The 21,936-nt window shown below is 62.1% G+C and carries 19 protein-coding genes and 1 pseudogene; 3 read left to right on the top strand and 17 right to left on the bottom strand.

The genetic code is table 11. The annotated features are described in order from the left end of the window. Positions 1–216 precede the first annotated feature (216 nt). Together GVN17_RS07795 and GVN17_RS07790 are read left to right on the top strand one after the other, a co-directional pair. Positions 217–1,431, top strand: coding sequence for an MFS transporter (locus tag GVN17_RS07795; RefSeq protein ID WP_166594646.1), 1,215 nt, complete (start codon positions 217–219; stop codon positions 1,429–1,431). A 120-nt stretch (positions 1,432–1,551) separates the two neighbouring features. Then, a complete protein-coding gene (locus GVN17_RS07790) occupies positions 1,552–2,841 on the top strand; it encodes a HAMP domain-containing sensor histidine kinase (RefSeq protein WP_166594645.1) in 1,290 nt (429 codons plus the stop codon). On the opposite strand, the gene GVN17_RS07785 is transcribed toward GVN17_RS07790, so the two are convergent. Together GVN17_RS07785 and GVN17_RS07780 are read right to left on the bottom strand one after the other, a co-directional pair. Continuing rightward, entirely contained in the window at positions 2,801–3,643 is an 843-nt protein-coding gene (locus GVN17_RS07785; RefSeq protein WP_166594644.1) for a phosphatase PAP2 family protein, read from the bottom strand. The two genes, GVN17_RS07790 and GVN17_RS07785, sit on opposite strands and share 41 nt — an antisense overlap. A gap of 41 nt (positions 3,644–3,684) precedes the next feature. Next, entirely contained in the window at positions 3,685–4,281 is a 597-nt protein-coding gene (locus GVN17_RS07780) for a histidine phosphatase family protein (protein ID WP_166594643.1), read from the bottom strand. 619 nt (positions 4,282–4,900) lie between these two features. Between GVN17_RS07780 and GVN17_RS07775 the strand changes: the two genes are divergently transcribed. Then, complete coding sequence (locus GVN17_RS07775) at positions 4,901–6,526, top strand: ArnT family glycosyltransferase (protein ID WP_371928503.1); 1,626 nt, start codon at positions 4,901–4,903, stop codon at positions 6,524–6,526. 76 nt (positions 6,527–6,602) lie between these two features. Here GVN17_RS07775 and GVN17_RS07770 read toward each other — a convergent pair whose 3' ends face one another. The 15 genes and pseudogenes from GVN17_RS07770 to GVN17_RS07700 form a co-directional block, all read right to left on the bottom strand. Beyond that, positions 6,603–7,997, bottom strand: a complete 1,395-nt coding sequence (locus GVN17_RS07770) for a UDP-glucose/GDP-mannose dehydrogenase family protein (protein WP_166594642.1) — start codon at positions 7,995–7,997, stop codon at positions 6,603–6,605. Next, entirely contained in the window at positions 7,994–8,437 is a 444-nt protein-coding gene (gene arnF / locus GVN17_RS07765) for a 4-amino-4-deoxy-L-arabinose-phosphoundecaprenol flippase subunit ArnF (protein ID WP_371928501.1), read from the bottom strand. Before arnF ends, GVN17_RS07770 begins: the two co-directional genes overlap by 4 nt. Next, positions 8,434–8,778 (bottom strand): 4-amino-4-deoxy-L-arabinose-phosphoundecaprenol flippase subunit ArnE, encoded by a 345-nt coding sequence (gene arnE / locus GVN17_RS07760; protein WP_166594641.1) that lies wholly within the window; start codon positions 8,776–8,778, stop codon positions 8,434–8,436. Before arnE ends, arnF begins: the two co-directional genes overlap by 4 nt. Further along, positions 8,775–10,421, bottom strand: coding sequence for a lipid IV(A) 4-amino-4-deoxy-L-arabinosyltransferase (gene arnT / locus GVN17_RS07755; RefSeq protein ID WP_166594640.1), 1,647 nt, complete (start codon positions 10,419–10,421; stop codon positions 8,775–8,777). The genes arnE and arnT overlap by 4 nt, the downstream gene beginning before the upstream one ends. After that, positions 10,418–11,302, bottom strand: a complete 885-nt coding sequence (gene arnD, locus GVN17_RS07750) for a 4-deoxy-4-formamido-L-arabinose-phosphoundecaprenol deformylase (protein WP_166594769.1) — start codon at positions 11,300–11,302, stop codon at positions 10,418–10,420. Before arnD ends, arnT begins: the two co-directional genes overlap by 4 nt. Next, positions 11,302–13,293 (bottom strand): bifunctional UDP-4-amino-4-deoxy-L-arabinose formyltransferase/UDP-glucuronic acid oxidase ArnA, encoded by a 1,992-nt coding sequence (arnA, locus tag GVN17_RS07745; RefSeq protein ID WP_166594639.1) that lies wholly within the window; start codon positions 13,291–13,293, stop codon positions 11,302–11,304. The genes arnD and arnA overlap by 1 nt, the downstream gene beginning before the upstream one ends. Continuing rightward, positions 13,290–14,297 (bottom strand): undecaprenyl-phosphate 4-deoxy-4-formamido-L-arabinose transferase, encoded by a 1,008-nt coding sequence (gene arnC, locus GVN17_RS07740; protein ID WP_166594638.1) that lies wholly within the window; start codon positions 14,295–14,297, stop codon positions 13,290–13,292. Before arnC ends, arnA begins: the two co-directional genes overlap by 4 nt. Then, positions 14,294–15,453 (bottom strand): annotated as a pseudogene (gene arnB / locus GVN17_RS07735) (UDP-4-amino-4-deoxy-L-arabinose aminotransferase). The gene arnC and the pseudogene arnB overlap by 4 nt, the downstream one beginning before the upstream one ends. A gap of 667 nt (positions 15,454–16,120) precedes the next feature. Further along, positions 16,121–16,531, bottom strand: a complete 411-nt coding sequence (locus GVN17_RS07730; RefSeq protein ID WP_166594637.1) for a RidA family protein — start codon at positions 16,529–16,531, stop codon at positions 16,121–16,123. A gap of 65 nt (positions 16,532–16,596) precedes the next feature. Then, complete coding sequence (locus GVN17_RS07725; protein ID WP_166594636.1) at positions 16,597–17,562, bottom strand: agmatinase; 966 nt, start codon at positions 17,560–17,562, stop codon at positions 16,597–16,599. 60 nt (positions 17,563–17,622) lie between these two features. Next, on the bottom strand, positions 17,623–18,390 hold the full coding sequence (locus GVN17_RS07720) for an amino acid ABC transporter ATP-binding protein (protein ID WP_166594635.1): 768 nt from the start codon (positions 18,388–18,390) through the stop codon (positions 17,623–17,625). Positions 18,391–18,401: 11 nt separating this feature from the next. Next, positions 18,402–19,046, bottom strand: a complete 645-nt coding sequence (locus tag GVN17_RS07715; protein ID WP_166594634.1) for an amino acid ABC transporter permease — start codon at positions 19,044–19,046, stop codon at positions 18,402–18,404. Positions 19,047–19,055: 9 nt separating this feature from the next. Continuing rightward, positions 19,056–19,712 carry an amino acid ABC transporter permease gene (locus GVN17_RS07710; protein WP_166594633.1) on the bottom strand — a complete coding sequence of 219 codons (657 nt, stop codon included), beginning with the start codon at positions 19,710–19,712 and terminating at the stop codon, positions 19,056–19,058. Continuing rightward, complete coding sequence (locus tag GVN17_RS07705) at positions 19,709–21,097, bottom strand: MmgE/PrpD family protein (RefSeq protein WP_166594632.1); 1,389 nt, start codon at positions 21,095–21,097, stop codon at positions 19,709–19,711. Before GVN17_RS07705 ends, GVN17_RS07710 begins: the two co-directional genes overlap by 4 nt. A gap of 2 nt (positions 21,098–21,099) precedes the next feature. Next, positions 21,100–21,900 (bottom strand): transporter substrate-binding domain-containing protein, encoded by an 801-nt coding sequence (locus tag GVN17_RS07700; protein ID WP_166594631.1) that lies wholly within the window; start codon positions 21,898–21,900, stop codon positions 21,100–21,102. Positions 21,901–21,936 lie beyond the last annotated feature (36 nt).

Genomic DNA, 21,936 nt, shown 5'->3' with positions numbered 1-21,936 from the left:
CTGCAGGAGCGAATTCATTCGCGAAGCGCCGGTATGCCAGGCATGTCTCTAACGGATGTACCTACGTCGCGCGTAGGCATTCGCTGCCACAGCAGGAGCAAAAACCAGGGAGCTTCAGTCATTCCTCCCTGGAATCCACTGCATAAAAAACATGAATTTTATTTATGGGCATCAACCCTCTACCGTGTACGGACATGTCCTGTGCACGGATCAGAGATGACCGCTCAACCCCCCGCTGCAATCCTCGAAGAACACTGGAAGCGCAACCTGGCGGTGTGCGTCGCCGGGTCGTTCACCACGATCATCGCCATGACCTTGCTGTTGCCATTCCTGCCGCTGTACGTCGAACACCTGGGTGTCAGCGACCCCGCGGCCATTGTGCAATGGTCCGGCGCGGCGTTCGGGGCGACCTTTCTGTCTGCCGCATTCACCGCGCCGTTGTGGGGTCGGTTGGGAGATCGCTACGGCCGCAAGCTGATGTTGATTCGCGCCAGTCTGGGCATGGCCGTGGCGATGTCGCTGATCGGTCTGGCAGAAAACATCTACCAATTGGTGGGGCTGCGGCTGCTGGCAGGCTTGTTGGGCGGGTATGCGTCCGGGGCGACGATTCTGGTGGCGACCCAGACGCCCAAAGAACGCTCCGGCTGGGCGTTGGGCATGCTCTCGTCGGGGATCATGGCGGGGAATCTCACAGGGCCGTTGATTGGCGGATTCTTGCCGCCGCTGATCGGCATCCGCAACACCTTTTTCCTGGCCGGTGGCGTGATCTTCCTCACGTTTCTCGCCACGCTGTTCATCATGAAAGAAGCGCCCAGGCCCAAGCGTGCGGCAGGCGAAGCCAGGCCTGTCGCCGTGCGGCCCTGGGATTTGATCCCGGACAAGCGGCCGGTGATCACCATGTTCGTGGTCGCGTGCCTGGTGATGTTTTCGATCATGTCCATCGAACCCATCATCACGGTGTACCTCACGCAATTGCACACGGAAAACGTGACCGTGATGGCGGGGCTGGTGATGTCCGCCACAGCACTGGCCAGTGTGTTGTCGGCCTCGCGGATCGGCAAGCTCGCAGACCGCATCGGCCACTGGAAAGTGGTGATGGGGTGTTTGATCGCAGCGGCCGTGCTGTTGATTCCCCAGGCCTTCGTGACCAACGAATGGCAACTGGTGGCGTTGCGCTTTTTGATGGGCGTTGCCTTGGGCGGGCTGCTGCCGTGTATCGCGGCGATTATCCGGCATTCAGTGCCGGATCAGGTCGCGGGGCGCATGTTGGGCTACTCGACGTCCAGCCAGTACGTCGGCCAGGTGCTGGGGCCGTTGACGGGCGGGTATCTCGGCGGACACTTCGGCATGCCCATCGTGTTCATCGCGACGTGTGTGTTGATGGCCGTCTGCGCGGCGGTGATGTTGATGATGCGGCCCGCGACGCCTTAGCCTCCGGGGCATTCACCCCACGCTGCGCTTCACCGTCCACGTTTTGACGAAACCATGACATGGCATCCGGATAATCAGCCCGGCGGCGCAAGCCCTGATCTGAGTGACGCACGGAACCCCATGGATATCAAACACAGTCTGAAACAGCGGATCGTGATCGTTTTTGCGTTGATGAGCGCGTTGGTGGCCGGCGTGTTCGCGGTGGGCATCATCGCCACCGTGCACGTCGTGGAAAAACGTCTGACGGCCATCAACATGAGCGGCAATCTTCACCGCCTGCTCAAGCTGGACAATGTCGAGGAATGGCGCCATCGCCCGGAAAAAGGCGAGCTGTTCTATGCCGATGATGGCGCGAGCGATCTGGCCATGGCCGATGACCTGCGGGGCCTGCCCCTCGGCTTTCAGGAATTTTTCCGTGGCAAGCGCGCCTATTACGCGATGGTGGCGTCTGTCGGGGAGCGGCATTACGTGCTGTTGCGCGACCAACGTTCGTTCGCCAAGCGCGAGCGGATCCTGTTTGGCGTGGTCCTGATCGGTTTCATTCTGAGCGTGCTGCTGGCGGTGCTGCTCGGCCGCCTGTTGGCGTCGCGGGTGATGGCACCGGTGTCGAGCCTGGCGGGGCAGGTGCGTCATCGTGATCAACTGCTCGAATTGGCGCCGGTGCTGGCCAACGGGTATGCCAGGGACGAAGTCGGCGCGCTGGCGCGATCTTTCGATGAAACCCTGGGACGCCTGCGGGCGGCATTGGGGCGCGAGAAACTGTTCACCAGCGATGTCAGCCACGAATTGCGCACGCCGCTGATGGTGCTGGCGACGTCCTGCGAGCTGCTGCTGGAATACCCGCGTCTGGACGAGCGTTCACGAACGCAGGTGCAACGCATCAGCAAAGCCACGGCGGGCATGAATCAACTGGTGGAAACCTTCCTGTTGCTGGCGCGGACTGAAGGCAAGAACGCGCCACAAGGCCAGCGCGGCACACTGTCACAGATTGCCGACGAATTGCTTGAGGTCTGGCGTGCGCCCATCGAAGAGAAAAACCTGACGTTCATTTATGAACCCTGTGATGAAGCTGAAGGGCTGTACAACGAGCCGCTGCTGCGTTCGGTCATGGGCAACCTGTTGCGCAACGCCTGGCATTACACCGACACGGGCTTCATCCGGCTGACGTTGCATGCCCATGGGTTTACGGTCGAAGACAGCGGGATCGGGATTCCGCTGGAGAAGCAGCAGGCGATGTTCCAGCCCTTTGTGCGGGGCGACGAACAGCGCGGAGAAGGGCTCGGATTAGGGTTGTCGCTGGTCCAGCGGATTTGTGGCAATCAGCACTGGACCGTGACGTTGACCAGCCGGGAACCGGCGGGCTGCCGTTTTACCGTTGTGCTTGAGGCACCGGGACAATTGTCGGTGTGAGCGGTTTGGGCGCGGGCTTGAGTTCGATGCCGGGGTCCAGCCTGGCCCGCCCATAGAAGGCCAGCGCGGTCAGGAACATCGAGAACCAGACGATAATGCCGGCCCAAAAAGTGTGGGACATGAAGTGCCAGCCTTGCAGCACCCGCGTGGTGCCGTAGACCATGCCCAGCACTAGCGCGAAGCCCATCAGCTTGCGGGCGTGACGCCAGCGGTAACGCCGTGCCACGAAAAACAGCGCCATCATCGTGAACCCCCCCGATGCGTGACCACCCGGCCAGCAGCGCCCTTTGCCAGCGTCATGCAGCAGGTTGAAGTTCTCGAACCATTCCTTTTGCTTTTCGATGCCGCCGTACAGCGTGGTTTCGATCGGGCAATAGATGCTGGTGTGGCTCTTGAAATAGTGGATCGCGCCGGTGGTGATGGAAAACGCGAAGACGACGAACAGCAGGTCCCGGCGATGGCGGGTGAGGAAACGCAGCAAGGGCGCCACGCGGATTTTCTCCAGCCAGGCCATCATCTTCACGTGTTGTTCGGCCTTGAATCGCGGCCAGATGAACGACAGCAACGCGCCAATGATAGCGGCTTCGCCGGTCCAGTTCGGAATGATCCGCGCCCACTTGTGGGTGATGGTTTCAAACAGTTTGTTGTGTTGAAGCGGGAAGGCCTGGGTGGTCGTGTTGTACATCCAGTCGCTGAGGATCACGTCCAGCCCCGTCAAATCGAAGCTGACGAAGAGGATCAAGGCCAGCAGCAACGGGACACCCACATGCTTGAAGTAGAAACGGTTTCGGCTGTTGTGCACGGTCTGATGTTCCGAAGGGCGGGTGAAGGAAAAGGCGTGGGTCAGGGGCGTTTGGCGAGGACGGTGTTCCAGTCCTGCGCGTCGATGTAGCCCAATACGGTGGCGCTGTGGTCTTTGCGGTTGACCGAGACGATCAGCGACGAGCCGTAATCCAGCGTGACCGGGGCGCGGACGTTCAGGGATTTTTCAACCTCGCTGATGCACTCGCTGTGGGTCACCAGAATCAGGTTGTACCCGTCCATCTTGTGCTTAAGGACGTCGTCGAGCATCGATTTGCGGCAATTGATCAACCAGTCCTGGGCCACGGGCGCGCGGTTGAAGGCGAACGCGGCCGTCTGCTCGGTGCGGCGCAGCGGACTGTTGTAAATCGTGGCTTGATCCAGCCCCAAGGCCTGAAACGTACGCCCCAACTGTTCGGCAACGCGGCTTCCCTTGACCGTGATGCCGTCGGGTTGTGCGAGGCAGGGGTTGGTGGAGTGATCGCAGCGCTCAGCGTGACGGGTGAGTACCACCAGATCGCCCTGAGCCCAGAGCGGGAAAAAATTGATCTTGCGCAGACGATGGCCGTCCGAGAGGTCAGTCAAGGGTGGCGGTCGCAACGCCAGAGTGGTCACCCCGGCCAATGCCAGCATTGCCATACTAAACACCATTAAACGGGATAACTTTCCCAGCGCCTGATACCGCGCGTTCAATTGATCCAGGGCGTGGCTGAAGTTGAGCGTCATGACGAGCCCTGCAATAAATAAAAAAGGATTCAGGACGCAACTTTCAAACTAAGTCGAGATAAGTGCGTCGCGTTGATTCAAAGTAAGCGAGTCAGAGTCAACAGGGAGTGAAGCGTTTGTGAAAATCGTTTTCACATTTGCCTCGCCGCTCAACGGCTCTATTTTGCAGGCTTTGGCGGGATGTTATCGCTGACGTTCGATCACAGAAGCCAGCACCGAAACGTGTCACAAAGACGTCATGGGCCGCGCATGCAATTTTCACAAAAGTTTGACACCCAACCATTAACGCTCTGTGACGTACTGCCATTGACGATACTGTCATTCTTCACTTTTCATGCGTGCACGCTTGCAGTAATACAGTGGGCGAGAAATAAAAACGGACGTCGTTATCGCCGCATTGCAATGCTAATGTGCATGCGGCTGCTGTGCTTCGCAGTGAACCGTCGTGGACGACAGGCCATCACGTAATCTCTGGATCACGTCTACGCTTCCGGCAGTCGTTAACCGATCCGCGTGCCCACAGGAGTCTGTATTGACAGCGATCGCTTCCGAGTTTCTGTCGGGTGTCACCCCGGATCGGGCCAGACGCCAGGCCTGGTGGGCAGGAGGACTGGCCTTTCTGTTATTCGTGACGGCCAGCTGGCACCTGAGCATCATCGGATTCGACTCTCGCTTCGTGATGTTCGCGCAGGAAATGCTGCGTCACGGTCCAGGCGTATTCCCCACGACTTACGGCGAGCCGTACCCGGACTACTCGGGTTTTACGACGTGGTTGATCTACCTCGGTTCATTGCCCTTCGGTCAGGTCACCAGTTTCAGCGCCTGGCTACCGACCTGCATCGCGTCAGCGGTGATGGTGGGGTTGATGTACCGGTTGCTGTCGCCTTACTCGCGCCGCTGGGCATGGCTCAGCATCGCCTTGTTGCTACTGAGCAATACCTTCATCACCGAAACCCGCGCCGTGTCGCTGGATCAGATGCTCGCCACGGTGTCGTTCGCCGTGTTTTACCTCGCCTACGCCACCGATCACTTTGGTTCGGCCCGACGCTTGAGCGCCGTGTTCGCGCTGTTGATACTCGGCTTCGCGATTCGTGGCCCGATTGGACTGGTGGTGCCCGCCGGTGTCCTCTGCAGCTATTACGTTTTGAACCGGCAATGGCGCCGTCTTTGGACAGTCGGGCTGGCGGCCGTCGTGTTGCTGTTGGCGTGCGTGCTGGTGCTGTTGCTGCTGGCGAGAATCAGCGGAGGGGAGGCATTGCTGGCCGAGGTCGTGCGCATGCAGGTCACCTCACGCATGGACGGCAGCGAGGGGAGCAGCCCGGTGTTCTGGTACTTCAGCAGCGCGTTCGGCAACTATGCGCTGGCTTACCCGCTCGCGCTGGTGGTGTTGGCGACGGTGGCGGTGGTGGCAAGAAAACAGCGGAGCGAAGCGCTGGATTTACTGTACGTGTGTGCCTTTGCCGGTTTGACGGTGATGGTCGGGTTGTCGATTCCCCAAGCCAAGAAAGCGCGCTACATCCTGCCGATGTTGCCCATGGCGGCGATTATTGCCGCGTACCCGTTTCAAGTCCGTGCAGGGCGCAGCTTCTGGTGGCTGCGTGGTTTCATCCTGACCTTCTGTTGCTTCATTCCCGGTGTGCTGATGGCGGGGTTGCTGGCGGTGCGTCCGCGTTTTCCCGAAGCCCTCAGCGACATCGGCCCGATTCTCGCGGTGCTGGGCATCTTGCAGTTGGTCGCGTTACCGCTGCTGATGCGGCCGCGCTTGCGGCTCTATGGGCTACCCGCCTGTGCGGTGCTGGCCGTGTGGATCAGCTACATCGGCGTGTTTGAAAAAACCGAACGCACGCTGTACGACACCCGGCATTTCACTCAAGCGGTGCGCGAAGCGACGCGGTCGGACAAGGCGCCGCTGGTTCTGCATTCGATGGGGAAAGACGCCAAGGCGATCAAATTCATGGTCAACGTCGATGAAGACCTGCAACCGGTGTTCACCGACACCCCGGAACAGCTGCTGTCCGTGCAAGGCCCGGCGAACGTGGTCATGAGCAACAACGATTTCCAGAAACTCCACGGCACCCGGCTCAGTGAGCTGCCGGTGCTGCTCAACGGCCGGTTCGATAAAGAGGATTACATCCTCGTCAGATTACCCGGCCCGTAGCACCGCGACGTGCCGACCGTGGCGGCAGAGGGGCGCTGCCGCCGCCACGCCGGACGGCTACGGGGAGGGTGGCGTGTCAGACCGCGTGGTGGTTGGCCAGCAGCTCATACGGCGCCCATTGTTGCTGGGGGATGGGCAGGTTGCAGGATTCACCACGCCCGATGGGGTAGTACTGAAAGCCGCGTTTGGCCATGCGTTCGGTGTCGTAGAGGTTGCGGCCGTCGAAGATCACCGGGGCTTTGAGGCGTTGCTGGATCAGGTCGAAATCCGGGGCTTTGAACTGTTGCCATTCGGTGCAGACGATCAGCGCATCGGCGCCCAGCAACACCGATTCCGGCGTGCCCATCAGCATCAGGTTTGACTGCTCCGCGTACAGGCGCTGGGTTTCCTGCATGGCTTCCGGGTCGAACGCACGCACCGTCGCACCCGCTGCCCACAACGCTTCCATCAACACGCGGCTCGGTGCATCGCGCATGTCGTCGGTGTTCGGCTTGAAGGCCAGGCCCCACAGCGCGAATGTCTTGCCGCGCAATTCGCCCTTGTAGAACGCATTGATCCGGTCGAACAGCTTGTTCTTCTGCCGTTCGTTGATGTTCTCCACCACGTTCAGCAGGTCGTTGGAACAACCGGCCTCCCGCGCGCTGTGAATCAGCGCCCGAATGTCCTTGCCGAAGCACGAACCGCCGTAGCCGCAGCCGGGGTAGATGAAGTCGTAGCCGATGCGCGAATCCGCGCCGATGCCCAGGCGCACCGATTCAACGTCAGCCCCCAGGTGTTCGGCCAGCTCGGCGATCTGATTGATGAAGCTGATCTTGGTCGCCAGCATGCAGTTGGCGGCGTATTTGGTCAGCTCGGCGCTGCGCAAGTCCATGAACATGATGCGGTCATGGTTGCGGTTGAACGGCGCGTACAGCTCGCGCATCACCGGGAACACGTCGGGGTTGCCACAGCCGATGACGATGCGGTCCGGGCGACGGCAATCTTTCACAGCCGAGCCTTCTTTGAGGAATTCGGGGTTGGAGACGATATCGAATTTCAGCAACCGGGCCGACTGGCGCAGGTGATGTTCGATGTGGCTACGCAACGCGTCGCCGCTGCCTACGGGTACGGTGGATTTCTCGACAATGATCACCGGCTCGATGCGGTGCCGGGCGATGGATTCGCCCACCGCGAAGAACCCGTTCAAGTCCGCCGAACCATCGGCCCGTGACGGGGTGCCGACTGCGATGAACAGCACCTCGCCGTGTTCGACGGCGCGCTGTTCATCCACCGTGAAATGCAGCCGACCGGCTTCCAGGTTTTCCCGGACGAGGCTTTCCAGACCCGGTTCGTAAATGGTCACGTGGCCTTTGCTCAACTGCTCGACCTTGGCCGGATCGATGTCCATGCACACCACATCGTGGCCGACTTCCGCCAGAACGGTCGCTTGCACCAGACCCACATAACCGCTACCGAAGACGCTGATTTTCATCGGGAGAACTCCTTGGCGCCGTGATCGCTGTCACGCCGGAAATTGATCGTGATCACACCGACCACGATCAGGGTCACGCCCACTGTTCGGGGAACGGTGAGCGTCTCGTTGAAAAAGGGGAGGAGGGCCGCCAACCCATACACCAGCGCGTAGCTGAGGCTGAGCAGCGAATAGGCCCGGCTGAGGGGCAGGTCGCGCAGGGCGCCGAGCCAGCAGAGCATCGACAGGCCGTAGACGACGATGGCCGAGAAGACCACGCCGAGGGCCGTGCCATTGACCGTGTCGGCTTGCAGCGCCATTGGCCATTGCAGCGGTTGCGGCAGGCGCAGCATGCTCCAGCGCATGGCCAGTTGCGCCGCGCTTACCAACGCCACGCTGCACAGGGCGAGTCCCAGCCCGCGACGGGTCGCGACGGGTGCGGGCATCACTGACATGTTCATGCCTGACGCCCCAGCAGCATCACGCCGACAAGGATCATCGCCAGCCCCAACCAGTGCCGACGGTCCACCGTTTCCTTGAACAAGTAACGGCCGGTGAGGGTGATCAGCACGAAGTTCAACGCCAGCATGGGGTAGGCGATGCCGACGTCCAGCCGTTGCAGCACCAGCAACCACAGCAACAGGCCGCTCCCCAGGCAGACCAGCGCCAACCACAGCCAGCCGCTGGTCAACGCCCCGGCGACGCCCGGAAAAAAGCCGCCCCAGTGCTCGACGGTGAGCTTTTGCGCGATTTGCCCGAGGCACGTCAGCAGGCAGGCGCTGAGCAAGAGGGCGAGGGTCATGACGATGTCCTGTCGAAGATCAGAATCAACAGATTGCCTTCTTGATATTGCTGTCCGTCGTTCGGCAGCAAACTCAGTTCATATTGTTGATCTTTGCCGTCGCCACGCATCACCACGCCCACTGAACCGGTGCGGCGGGCGTTGATCATCCAACCCTGGACCTGATGCCAGTCCACTTCGCGGACCGTGGTCTGCGGGTAATTCAGGCCGTATTCCAGCTCGCCACGGGTGTCGTAGAACACCACGTCGTTGCGCTTGAGTCGCCAGGACAGCGCCGCCGCCACGCCAAGGTCGTTACTGAGCAGGTGGGTCGTGGCCGCCAGTTCCGGCTGATGGCGGGCGACGAACTGATCAGGGGTCTTGTTGGATTCCACGCTGTTGGGCAGCGCCGCCGGAAGCAGCGCGATGGCCAGCCAGGCGCCCACTGCCGGCGCCAGCCAGAAACGCAGCGGCTTGAGGCCCTGCAAGGCATTGGCGACCACCCAACCGACCAGCACGATCACGGCGATCGTCAGGTGTTGCGGCTCGTGGGCATAGACCGATTTTTTGATCTGCATGACCACCAAGGCGATCAACCCGACCGCGCCGACGGCCGTGTTCAGCCAGCCGTTAAGCCGCAAGGACAGGGACGTGCCGACGTTCAACCGCTCCACCAGCCCGTGGCCCATCAACAGCGCGAGGGGGATCAGGCACGGCAAAATGTAGGTCGGCAGCTTGCCGTTGCTCAGACTCAGGAACGCCAGCGGCACCAGCAACCAGCACAGCAGAAAACCGATGTCCGGACGGCGACGCTCGTTCCACGCCTGTTTGAACGTCACCGGCAGCAGCACCGCCCACGGCACGCTCGCGCCCACCAGCAGCGGCAAGTAGAACCACCACGTCTCGTCGTGCTGGGCGTTGCTGCCGACGAAACGACGCACGTGTTCATGCCAGAAGAAGAACCGCCAGAAGTCCGGCTCGCGCAGGTGCACCGTGAGCACCCACGGCAGGCACACCACGGCGGCGACGACCACGGCAATCGGGCCGAAGGTCAGCAGTTCGCGCAGGCGGCGCTGCCAGACCATGTAGGGCAGGGCGACGATCACCGGCAGCGCCAGGGCCAGAAAGCCTTTGGTCATGAAGCCCATCGCACAGGCCACGCCCAACAGCGCCCAATACCCGACCCGACGCCTGCCGACGCTGGAGACGGCGAACCAGAAGGCGAAGAGCGAGAGGCTCACCCAGAAGGTGAATGGCGGGTCGAGGTTGGCGTAGCCCGCTTGCCCGGCGACGAACACAAAGCTCATGAACAGCAGCGTGCTGGCGAAGCTTTTGCGCGGCGCTTGCCACCATTTCTCCGCCAATAGATAGACCAGCACCGCGGTCAGGCCAGTGCTCAAGGCCGAGGCGATACGCACCCCGAACAGGTTCTCGCCAAACACCGCTTGCGCCAGAGCAATCAGCCAATAGCCGCCGGCCGGTTTTTCGAAGTAGCGCAGGCCAATGAAGTGCGGCGCGGCCCAGTTGCCGCTGTGGAGCATTTCCTGGCTGATTTGCGCGTAGCGGGTTTCGTCGGGAATCCACAGGCCGTGGAAGCCTAGCGGCAACTGGTAGGCCAACAGGAATGCCGCTCCCAGCAGCAGAATGTGTTGAGAACGGGTCATGGCTGCTGCACTCCCAGCCAGCCTTCACGCCCCGGCAATGCGCCGCGCACCAAATGCCCGATGGGCAGGTTTTCAGGCTCGACGGGCAGTAAGTCGCCGAGGGGTTTGAAGCGCACGTCATGGGCCTTTGCCTGAGCCAGCAGACGGCGGAAGGTGTCGGCCATGACGATGCCTTCGACTTCCGCATGAACCGTGTAGACGTTCAGCTTTCCGGGAGTAAAGCGTTGCAGCAGGTAATCGTTGAACGCGCTGGGGTCCAGTTGCGGACCGACCACTTCGTCGAACGTCGGCAGGTCCACCGGAATCTGCGGGGTGCCCGATTGCCCGTCGGCGAGCAGCGGACGGAACAGGCTGTGACCCCGGCAATCGCTGTTGTAGCGAAAGTCGAACGCCTGCTTGGCCTGCACCACCTCCTCGTCGGCGCGCCACCCGGCCGCAGCGGAACAGGTCACCGGCCGACCCAGAATATCGGACAGGGTATCGACCCCCCGCCCAATCTGCGTGGTCAGTTGCGCCGGGGTCCAGCGTCCGGCATTGGCCTGCCAGCCATGGTGATCCCAGGCGTGCAGGCCGACTTCATGACCCGCTGCCTGGGCGCGGCGCATCAACGGCCCGAGGTCACGACCGATGGGCTTGCCCGGCCACGCCGTACCCGCCAGCAAAATATCCCAGCCATACAGGCTGGCCGCCTGGGAGCGCAGCATCTTCCAGAAGAATTGCGGTCGGACCAGACGCCACAGGTGGCGCCCCATGTTGTCCGGGCCGACGCTGAAGAAAAACGTCGCCTTGATCCCGGCTTCGTCGAGCAGGTCCAGCAAGCGCGGCACGCCGTCACGGGTGCCGCGATAGGTATCGACGTCAATACGCAGGCCCGCCGGGATCAATGGGCATGCGCCTTTTCGGCCATGGCTTCGCGCAGGAAGAAGTCCAGCGTCTTGCCGATGGTTTCGCTCAGTTCGATGGACGGCGCCCAGTCGATCAAGCGACGGGCGTTGTCGATGCTGGGTTTGCGGTGGCTGACGTCCTGATAGCCCTTGCCGTAGAACGACTGGCTTTCGACTTCGCGAAAACCGGCGAACGGCGGGAAGTTGTCACGCAACGGATGCGCTTCGAACTGACGCAGCAGCTCCTCGCCCAACTGACGGATGCTTGCTTCGTTGTCCGGGTTGCCGATGTTGATGATCTGGCCGTTGCAGCGGTCGTCGCGGTTTTCGATGATTCGCGCCAGGGCTTCGATGCCATCGACCACGTCGGTGAAGCAGCGCTTCTGTGCGCCGCCGTCCACCAGCCGGATCGGCGTGCCTTCCACCAGGTGCAGGATCAGCTGTGTGATGGCCCGGGAGCTGCCGATGCGCGCGGAGTCCAGACGGTCCAGGCGCGGGCCCATCCAGTTGAACGGCCGGAACAGGGTGAATTGCAGGCCTTTCTGGCCGTAGGCCCAGATCACCCGGTCCAGCAGCTGCTTGGAAATCGAGTAAATCCAGCGTTGTTTGTTGATCGGGCCGACGACCAGGTTCGACGTGTCTTCGTTGAAGCTTGGGTCCTGGCACATGCCATAGACTTCCGAGGTCGAGGGGAAGATCACCCGTTTGTTGTATTTCACGCAGTAGCGAACGATTTTCAGGTTCTCTTCGAAGTCCAGCTCGAACACACGCAGCGGGTTACGGGTGTATTCGATGGGCGTGGCGATGGCCACCAGCGGCAGCACCACGTCGCACTTCTTGATGTGGTACTCGATCCACTCGGTGTGGATGCTGATGTCGCCTTCGATGAAGTTGAAGTTCGGGTGGCTGCGCAGGCGTTCTATAGCGTCAGAGCCAATGTCCATGCCGAAGATTTCATAGCGGTCGTCCTGCAGCAGGCGCTCGGACAGGTGGTTGCCGATGAAGCCGTTGACCCCGAGGATCAACACGCGGGTGCGGCGGACTGGGCGGCGTTTTTCACCCCCCAACAGGCGCGAGCCTTCCACCAGCCCGAATTCGCGGGCAAGCTGCGCGCCGCTCAGGTACAGGCCGTCGTCGCCGCGTTGGCCAGCGGTGATCAGGAGTGAATCCTCACCGCAGGCAATGCGCAACGGGTCGCAGCTGATGACGGTGCCCGGTGCCTGACCGGCATTGCCGGACTGGACCCGCGAACCCCAGACGATGAGTTTGTGTTCGCCCACCGGGCAAAACGCGCCGGGGTAAGGCTGGGTCACGGCACGCACCAGGTTGTACAGGCGCGAGGCCTGTTGCTGCCAGTCAATCAGGCCGTCCGCAGCGGTGCGGCGACCGAAATAGCTGGCCCTGGATTCATCCTGCTCGGTGCCCGACAGCTGACCTTGGCCCAACAGCGGGAGGGTGTCGGCCAGCAGGTCGGCGGCGGTGCTACGAAGTTTGCCGTGGAGCGTCAGCGCGGTGTCGGTGGCGCTGATGGCGATGCGTTGCTGGGCGACGATGGCGCCCGCGTCGGGACGTTTCACCATGCGGTGCAGGGTGACGCCGGTTTCGGTTTCGCCGTTGACCAGCACCCAATTGGCCGGGGCGCGACCGCGATAGCTCGGCAGCAGCGAACCGTGCAGGTTCAGGCCACCGTGTTTCGCGCAGGCCAGCAGGGTCTCGCTCAGCAGGTGGCGGTAGTAGAACGAGAAGATGAAATCCGGGGCCAGTTTGCCGATGCGCTCGATCCACAACGGATGATTGGCATCCTCGGGCGCATGCACCGGGATGTCGTGTTGCGCGCAGAGTTGCGCAACTGAGCCGAAGAAGGTCTTTTCCCTGGGATCGTCGGCGTGGGTGAACACGGCCGAAATCGTGTAGCCCGCGTTGAGCAGGGCTTCGATCCCGACGCAACCGATATCGTGGTAGGCAAAAACAACGGCGTTGAGGCTCATGGGGCCACCTTGTTCAAGAGAGCGGGGGAATCGACTTTGCTGACCGGCGTCGCGGGGGTGCTGCGTGCGACGCGTTCAATGAAGTAACGCGGGCGGGCGCGGACGTCGCTGTACATGCGGCCCAGGTATTCACCCAGCAGGCCCATTCCGATGAACTGGCCGCCGGTGAACACGAACAACACCGCGAACAGCACGAAGGTGCCGTGACCGGCCCAGGCGGCGCCGAACATCAGGCGCAAGACGATGAGCAGGCTGGCGAAGGCGATGCCCAGCGCGGCCATGCTGAACCCGATGATGCTCAGCAGGCGCAGCGGCGTGGTGGTCATGCAGGTGATCAGGTCGAACATCAGATTGATCAGTTTCATGGCGCTGTACTTCGGTTCCCCATGCTCGCGCTCAGCATGCTCGACCACCACTTCAGTGGTGTGACGGGCAAAGCTGTTGGCCAGGATCGGGATGAAGGTGCTGCGCTCGGTGCACGAAAGCATGGCGTCGACGATGCTGCGGCGGTACGCCCGCAGCATGCAGCCGTAGTCGGTCATGGCCACGCCGGTGGAACGTTGCACGGCGAGGTTGATGAGCTTCGACGGCCAGCGGCGCAGGGCTGAGTCCTGACGATTGCCCCGCACGGTGCCGATGACGTCATAGCCCTGCTGGGCGAGGGCGACCAGGCGCGGAATTTCTTCAGGCGGGTTTTGCAGGTCGGCGTCGAGGGTGATCACCAGGTCGCCCTTGCACTGGCCGAACCCGGCCATGATCGCGGCGTGCTGCCCGTAGTTGCGGTTGAGGATGACGGCAACCACCGGGCTGCCTTCCCGTTGACAGGCTTCCAGCAGAATCTCGGCGGAATCGTCGCGGCTGCCGTCGTCCACCAGAATGATTTCCGCTGGCACGCTCAGTTGCGCGCAGGTCGCCTCGGTGCGGCGCAGCAGTTCAGGCAGGCTCTGTTCTTCGTTGTAGACCGGGATGACGATCGACACGCGGTGGATGGGATACGGTTTCACGAGCGGGCTTCCCCTTTGAATGTCAGGGTCGATTCAATGGCGCGGACCACGCGATCGACATCGGCAATCGTCATGTCCGGGAACAGCGGAATGGAACACAACCGCGACGAGTTCCACTCGGTGTCGGGCAGGGGACGTCCGGGAAACGCTGGCGGTAATAGCGGTGCAGGTGGGTGGCGATGAAATGGATACCGCTGCCGATGTTCTGCGCTTGCAGGGCCTTCATGAAGGCGTCGCGGTCGAGCCCGCAGCGTTCCGGGTCGATGCGCACGATGAACAGGTGCCAGGCGTGGTGCTGGTCGTAGTGCGGTTGGGCCAACGGCAGCACCGCACTGCCCGCCAGGCGTTCGAGGTAATGGTTAGCCAGTTCGGTGCGCCGGGCATTGATGGCTTTCAGTCGTTCCAATTGCACCATGGCGATGGCGGCGTTGATGTCGGCCAGGTTGTATTTGAAGCCCGGCTCGATCACTTCGGCCTGGGGTTTGCGGCCATGAGTCAGGCGGTCGTAAGCGTCGACACCCAAGCCGTGGAATTTCAGGCGACGCACGCGATCCGCCAGTTGCGCGTCATCGCTGACGAACATTGCACCCTCGGCACAGCTCATGTTCTTGATCGCGTGGAAGGAAAAGATCGCCGTGCCTTTCGCGCCGATGGGACGGCCCTTGTAGCCGGTGCCCGCAGCGTGGGCGGCGTCTTCGATCACCGGAATGCCGTGACGCCCGGCGAGCGCGTACAGCGGGTCGAGGTCAAAGGCGGCACCGGCGTAATGCACGGGAATGATGGCTTTGGTGCGGGGAGTGATAGCGCGCTCGATGCGGGCGGCATCGGTCATCAGGGTGTCGCGATCCACGTCGACGAACACCGGGGTCGCGCCCAGCAGGCAGATCATGTTGGCGGTGGATACCCAGGTCTGTGACGGGGTGATCACTTCGTCGCCAGGCCCGATACCCAGCGCCAAAAGGGTGATGTGCAGGGCGCCGGTGGCCGACGACAGCGCCACGGCCTGTTGCGCGCCGCAACGCTCGGCGAAAGCCTGTTCCAGTCGCTGACATTCGGGGCCGGTGGTGATCCAGCCTGAACGCAGCACACGGCTGGCGGCCGCCACTTCCTCGTCGCCCATGGTCGGGCGGGAAAAAGGAAGAAAGTCCTGACTCATTGATACTCTCCGCTCGTTCAGCATGATCGAGGCGCACGGGTACGTCCGTGCCCTCTTGTTTAAAAGCGCTCGTCGTTTAGGGGTAAAACCGTTGTAACGGGTGCAGCCGTGATCGAACTGAAACCGATGGGTTGTCCGTGCCTTAATTGCAGGAGTGCGCTCTAAACAGCGGAGGGACTCATAAACGTTAATGGCCCGACAATAGAGTGTTAATTATGAAAATTCCGTTTAAGCCGCGTTGGTTTTTCATCGAATGATGTGCCGCGATAAGCGGTGCTACGTTTATTTTCAAACTGAAATGTAAGGGTCATTATTTCCGTCTATGATCTTCCGCCCGTCGCGCTGAAGCCCCCTGTTTCAGGGGAGCGTGCGCCATTTTCGTCATGTGAAAAGACGTTTCGGGAACTCGGTCGAGGCATGTTCGGGTCTGAATTCGAGCGTACGCTCATAAAGCTGAACGGAAACTGAAAGCCCTTCAAATGAGGAACGAGGGTTGAGAGGCCTCAACAACTAAGCAGTGACGTGATGTCAGGCGGGGAGTTAGGAAGCAGGCAGGGAAGTGATCATCAATGCGTAACTTTGGAACAGAGTTTAAACAGCCAGCGACATCGATAAGTCGTCAATGTCGCTGCTGTCCTTGAACCTGAAGTTGGAAGGCTAGGTCCGCTCAATCGGGAATAACGGCAATCACATCAATTTCCATCAACCACTGCGGCTGGCCCAAGGCCGACACCACCAGCCCGGTGGAAATCGGGAACACGCCCTTCAGCCATTTGCCGACCTCGCGGTACACCTCTTCACGGTAGCGAGGGTCGATCAGGTAAATGGTGATCTTGACGATGTCCTGCAACTGACTGCCGGCTTCTTCCAGCAACTGTTTGACGTTCTTCATGGCCTGCTCAGCCTGTGCGCGTGCATCGCCGAGGCCGATGAGGTTGCCGTCGAAATCGGTGCCCAACTGGCCACGCACGTACACGGTGTTGCCGGCGCGGACTGCTTGGCACAGGTCGTTGTCCAGTGACTGGTTGGGGTAAGTGTCCTTGGTGTTGAACATGCGGATGCGGGTATGGGTGGGCATGATGATCGGGCCTGGGTTACAGAAAGAGAGGGGGCCGTCCTTGGCGCTGAATCCGGGGATAGGCGTTACAGCGGCGGCGCGTCGAAGTAATCGGCGCGCACAGCGGCGCCGATCAGGTTGACGATGAGGCGCCCTGCGGTGATGCAACTGAGGTTGTTGACGTCGATGGCCGGGGTGATCTCGACGATGTCCATGCCCACGACCTTGCCTTTCTTCACCAGCCCGTGAATCAACTGGCGAATTTGCACGTAGGTGATGCCTCCCAGCGCGGGGCCTGCCACACCGGGCATGATTGATGGGTCGAGGCCGTCGGCGTCGATGGTCAGGTAAAACTGGCCGCCGTCGGGAATCCGGTCCAGCACCGATTGCATGCCGTGGTCGTGGACGTCATAGGAGGTGATCAGGTGCGCGCCGTAATCGACAGCGGCCTGGTAATCCGCCGGGCGACCGCTGCCTTGGGCGCGCAGGCCGATCTGGAAGATTTCGCCGATGTGTTCCATCTCCGAGGCCCGGCGGATCGGGCTGGAAAGGCCGTCGCGCACGCCGTTGATCTCGTCGCGCCAGTCCAGGTGCGCATCGATGTGGATCAGGGTGATCGGGCCACGGCCCTCGTAGGCGCGCAGCACCGGGATCGGGATGCTGTGATCACCGCCGAGAATGACCGGCATGGCCCCGGCGTCGAGGATTTTGCGCACGGCCTGTTCGGCGCGAAGGCTGTGGCTGTTGAGGTCGGTGGGGTCGGCGGGCACGTTGCCGCAGTCCACGACCTTCAGCGCGCGGTTGTCATAGATCGGGCCGCCGACGTCGAAGTCGTAATGGTGCAAGGCGCGGCAGATCCGGTCGCTCATGGCGCGAATGGCGTCTGGCGCCTTGCTCTGGTCGTTGCTGATGTGCTCGGCGACATAGGCCTTGCCGAACGGAATGCCGAGAATCGCCACGTGGGCGTCGAGCTGGTCGAGGTCGGTGCAGATGGGCGACCACAGGAAGCTCTGGTGTTTTTTCGACGGTGGAACGGTCAACGGGAAATCCATGGGTGTCTCCTGATTGTGATTCTGAGCGTGTGTCTGAATGAGCAGCGCCGCGTGCAGCGGTCAGTGATCCAGTGAAAGAAAGCGCCGCAGCTCAACGGTCTGCGGGTTATCGAACAGTGCCTGGGGTGGTCCGGCTTCGTGGACCAAGCCCTGGTGCATGAAAATCACGCGGTCGCTGACCCGACGGGCAAAGGCCATTTCGTGGGTGACCATGATCAGCGTCATGCCTTCGGCCGCGAGGCCCTCGACGACCTGGAGCACTTCGCCGACCAGTTCGGGATCGAGGGCCGAGGTGATCTCGTCGCACAGCAGGACTTGCGGGTTCATCGCCAATGAACGGGCAATCGCCACCCGCTGCTGTTGGCCGCCGGAGAGCTGATCAGGGAAGGCGTCGAAGCGCTCGCCGAGGCCGACCCGCTCCAGCAGCTTGCGCGCCTGCCGTTCGGCGTCAGCCCCGGCGGTCTTTTGCACCAGGCGGGGCGCGAGCATCACGTTCTGCCCGGCCGTGAGGTGCGGGAACAGGTTGAAGCCCTGGAAAATCATGCCGACGTTCTGCCGCAGTTCGCGCATCGCGGCGCGGTTGTCGGGCTGGATCGGCTGACCGTCAACGGCAACCGAGCCTTCATGAAAGCGTTCCAGACCGTTCAGGCAGCGCAGCAGGGTGCTTTTGCCCGAGCCGCTCTTGCCGATGATGCAAACCACTTCCTTGCGGGCGATTTGCAGGTCCACGCCCTTGAGCACTTCGTTGTCGCCGAAGCGTTTGCGCAGGCCGCGAATGTCCACCAGAGCGAAGGCCGCTCCGGCGTCGTGGTGAGATGACGCAGTCATATGAGAGGTCCTTAGCGACGAAGTTGGTGTTCAAGTCGGCGGCTGTACAGCGACAGCGGAAAGCACAGCGCGAAATACATCAGCGCCACCGATCCGTAGATGAAGAACGGCTGGAACGTGGCGTTGGTGATGATCTGTCCGGCGCGGGTCATTTCGACGAAACCGATGACCGAGGTCAGCGCCGTGGCCTTGACCACCTGCACCATGAAGCCCACGGTCGGGGCGATCCCGGCGCGCAGGGCCTGGGGCAGAATCACGTGACGCAACTGCTCGCCGAAACTGAGGGCCAGGCTGCTGGCTGCTTCCCACTGGCCTCGGTCGATGGACTCGACGCTGCCGCGCCAGATTTCGCTCAGGTAGGCGCTGGCGTACAGCGTCAGGCAGATCGAGGCGGCCACCAGCGCGCTGGTTTCAATGCCGAACATCGAGAGGCCGAAATACACCAGAAACAGCTGCAACAGCAGCGGCGTGCCCTGAAACAGCTGCACGTACAGCATGGTCAGACGGCGCACGGTGCGCGTGCCCGTCAGGCGCAGTACCACCAGCAATCCACCCACCAGCCCGCCGCCAATGAAGGCGATCAGCGACAGGCCGACCGTCCAGCGCGCCGCCAGCAGCAGGTTCCGGGCGATGTCCCACAGCGTGAATTCGTACATGTCAGGCCCTCAGCGACCGAAGATGAAATGCGGGCCTACCCAGTTCAGCAGGCGGCGCAGGGCGATGGAGAGCAGCAGGTACAGGGCCGCGACGACGATGTAGGTTTCGAAGTTGCGGAATGAATTGCTGGCGATCTGATTGGCCGCGTACGACAGCTCTTCCGCCGAAATCTGGCTGCACACCGCCGAGCCGAGCATGATGATGACCATCTGCCCCACCAGCGCGGGCCAGATCCGTTTCAGGGCGGGCGGCAGGATCACGCGGGTGAAGATCTGCCAGCGGTCGAGGGCGAGGCTTTCGGCGGCTTCGATCTGGCCGTTGGGCGTGGCTTCGATGCCGGAACGGGCGATCTCGCTGACGTAGGCGCCGAGGTTGATTACGTTGGCCAGAATTGCGGCGGTCAGCGCCGTCATCTTCAAGCCCAGCCCCGGCAGGCCGAAGAAAATGAAGAACAGCTGAATGATGAACGGGGTGTTGCGGATCAGCTCCACATACGTGCCGATCAGCCAGCGCGCCCAGCGTGGGCCTTTGCTGCGGATCACCCCGCAGGCGATGCCCAGCAGCGTGCCGAGGACCGCCGCGATCAGTGTCAGGCCGACCGTCAGCGCCAGGCCGTCGAGCAGCAGCGGCCATTGCTTGAGTACCACAGAAAAATCGAGGGTCATGATTGCATCGTTTCCACAGGGGGCGTTTCGCAGGTGAGCAGGTCACGAACGCCGGGCAGGTCTTCCAGGTGCGAGAGATCATCGAACAAGCGCTGAGCGCGGGCGACAGGCCACACGCCTGTCGCGCAGTGCATGAACTTGTGGTGAAGCTGGGCGCTCGACAGGGGCCGTGACGCGGACCCCACCGGCATCGCGCAAAAGCGCTCGACGCAGGTGCCGTCGCGGCGCACGACTTTCACCCAGGCCCCTTCGGGCGCTGAATCCAGCAGAGCGGTTTGCCAACGGGCGCTGCTAGCCATGCGGACCCGTTTCATCAGCTGTTGCAGGTCAGCGCGTGCCAGAACCGTCGCGTCCAGTGAGTCGAGGGTGATGTCACCGAGCAGCGCCGTGTAGGCCAGCGCGAACGGCATGCTGAACTGGGCCTGCTGGCGGGTGACCGGCGCATCGTGCACCAGATTCTGGATCACAATGGGTGGCACGTCGCACAGGATCGCGTCAATGTCCTCGACCCTGACTTCGCCCTCGTCGAGTAACTCGCGCAGGGCATCGATGGCGGCATGGGACGACAGGCACACCGGCACCCGTTTGATGTCCACGCCGGGGTAAATCAGGCTCCAGCGACTGCCTAGGGTGGGGAGGGGATTGAGCAGCCCGCCGTTGAACATCGCCGCCAGACCCTTCTCATGCTCGATCACGTCCAGCGGTCCGCGACTGCCGTGACTGGCCAACAGCGCCGCGATCACCCCCGCTTCACTGCTGCGACCGGCCATCAGCATCTTGGCGTCGCTGCCAAATCCGGCTTTCATCCCGCCGGTGCCCGCAATGGCGAGGCCCAGCGCAGCGGCGGTCTGGTCCGCGTTCAGCCCCAGCCCATGACAGGCCGCCGCACAGGCCCCGACCACGCCGAGCACGCCGGTGGTCCACCAGCCCTGATCGTAAATCTGCCGCGTCAACGCCTTGGCCAGCGCGTATTCGCATTCAGCCCCGGCGACGATGGCCGCCAGCAAGCGGGCGCCGCTCAGGTCGCGCATCTGCGCCACGGCCAGCGCGGCGGGCAGGATTACCGCCGAACCGTGGACGAAACCGGGATAACAGTTGTCGTCGAAATCCAGCGCATGGGCCGCCGTAGCGTTGGCAAACGCCGCTGCCGGGGCGGCTGTGTGTCGCGCCTGACCCAACACCGTCGATTTGCCTGCACCCGCCGTGATCGCAATCACCGCACGGGCCTGAGCGGCGACCGTGCTGCGACTGCCGGCCAGCGCCACGCCGAGGGTGTCGATCAGGCAACGCTTGGCGGCGTCCTGCACTGCTGGCGGGATGTCCGCCCGTTGCAGGCCCGAACTCCAGCGCGCCAGGGTGACCAGGGAAGGGGTGAAGTCGCTCATGGTTATTCCGGCAAGTTGCCAGCCGGGGCGCCCAGCCATTTTTGCGAGATCGCGTCCAGCGTGCCGTCTGCCTTGGCCTGACGAATGATCTCGTTGACCTTGTTGCGCAGCTCCGGCTCGTCCTTGTTCATGCCGATGTAGTTGGGCGCGTTGGACAGCACCACCTTGAGCGCGATGTCCATGTTCGGGTTTTTCTGTTTGAGGGCGGCAGCGACGGTGGTGCCGATGGCGACCATTTGCGTCTGCCCGGACAGGAACGCCGAGATGCTGCTGTTGTTGTCCTCGAAACGCTTGGTGATCGCTTCAGGGGCCATGTCGGTCAATTCCTTGTCCTGCATCGAGCCACGGGTCACGGACACGGTTTTGCCCGCCATGTCACCCATGGACTTGACGGGCAACTCGGCCTTGCCGAACACCGCGTCGAAGAACGGCGAGTAAGCGATGCTGTAGTCGATCACCTTCTCGCGCTCAGCGGTCTTGCCCAGGGACGAAATGGTGAAATCCGCCTTGCCGGACTGGATGTAGGCCACGCGGTTGGGCGCCGTTACGGGCACCAGTTGCAGCTTCACGCCGAGCTTGTTGGCCATCAGGTTGGCGACATCGATGTCCAGGCCCTGGGGCACCATGTCCGGTCCGACGTAGCCGTAGGGTGGGTAGTCGACGGGCACGGCAACGCGCAGTTCCTTGGCCTTGAGGATGTGGTCCAGCGCTTCACCGGCCTGGGCGAAGGTGGAGCAGAGCAGGGCGCTGAGCCCGGCGGCGAAGAGGATGTGGCTGAATGGCTTGCACGGTCTGGCTTTCATCAGGACGCTCCGGTAGATGAAGGGGTCGAATCGGAT

The sequence above is a fragment of the Pseudomonas sp. SLFW genome (assembly GCF_009905615.1).
Classification (GTDB): Bacteria; Pseudomonadota; Gammaproteobacteria; order Pseudomonadales; family Pseudomonadaceae; genus Aquipseudomonas; species Aquipseudomonas bambusae.
The sequence above is the reverse complement of the archived record's forward strand: the minus strand, read 5'-3'. Positions and strand labels throughout refer to the sequence as shown.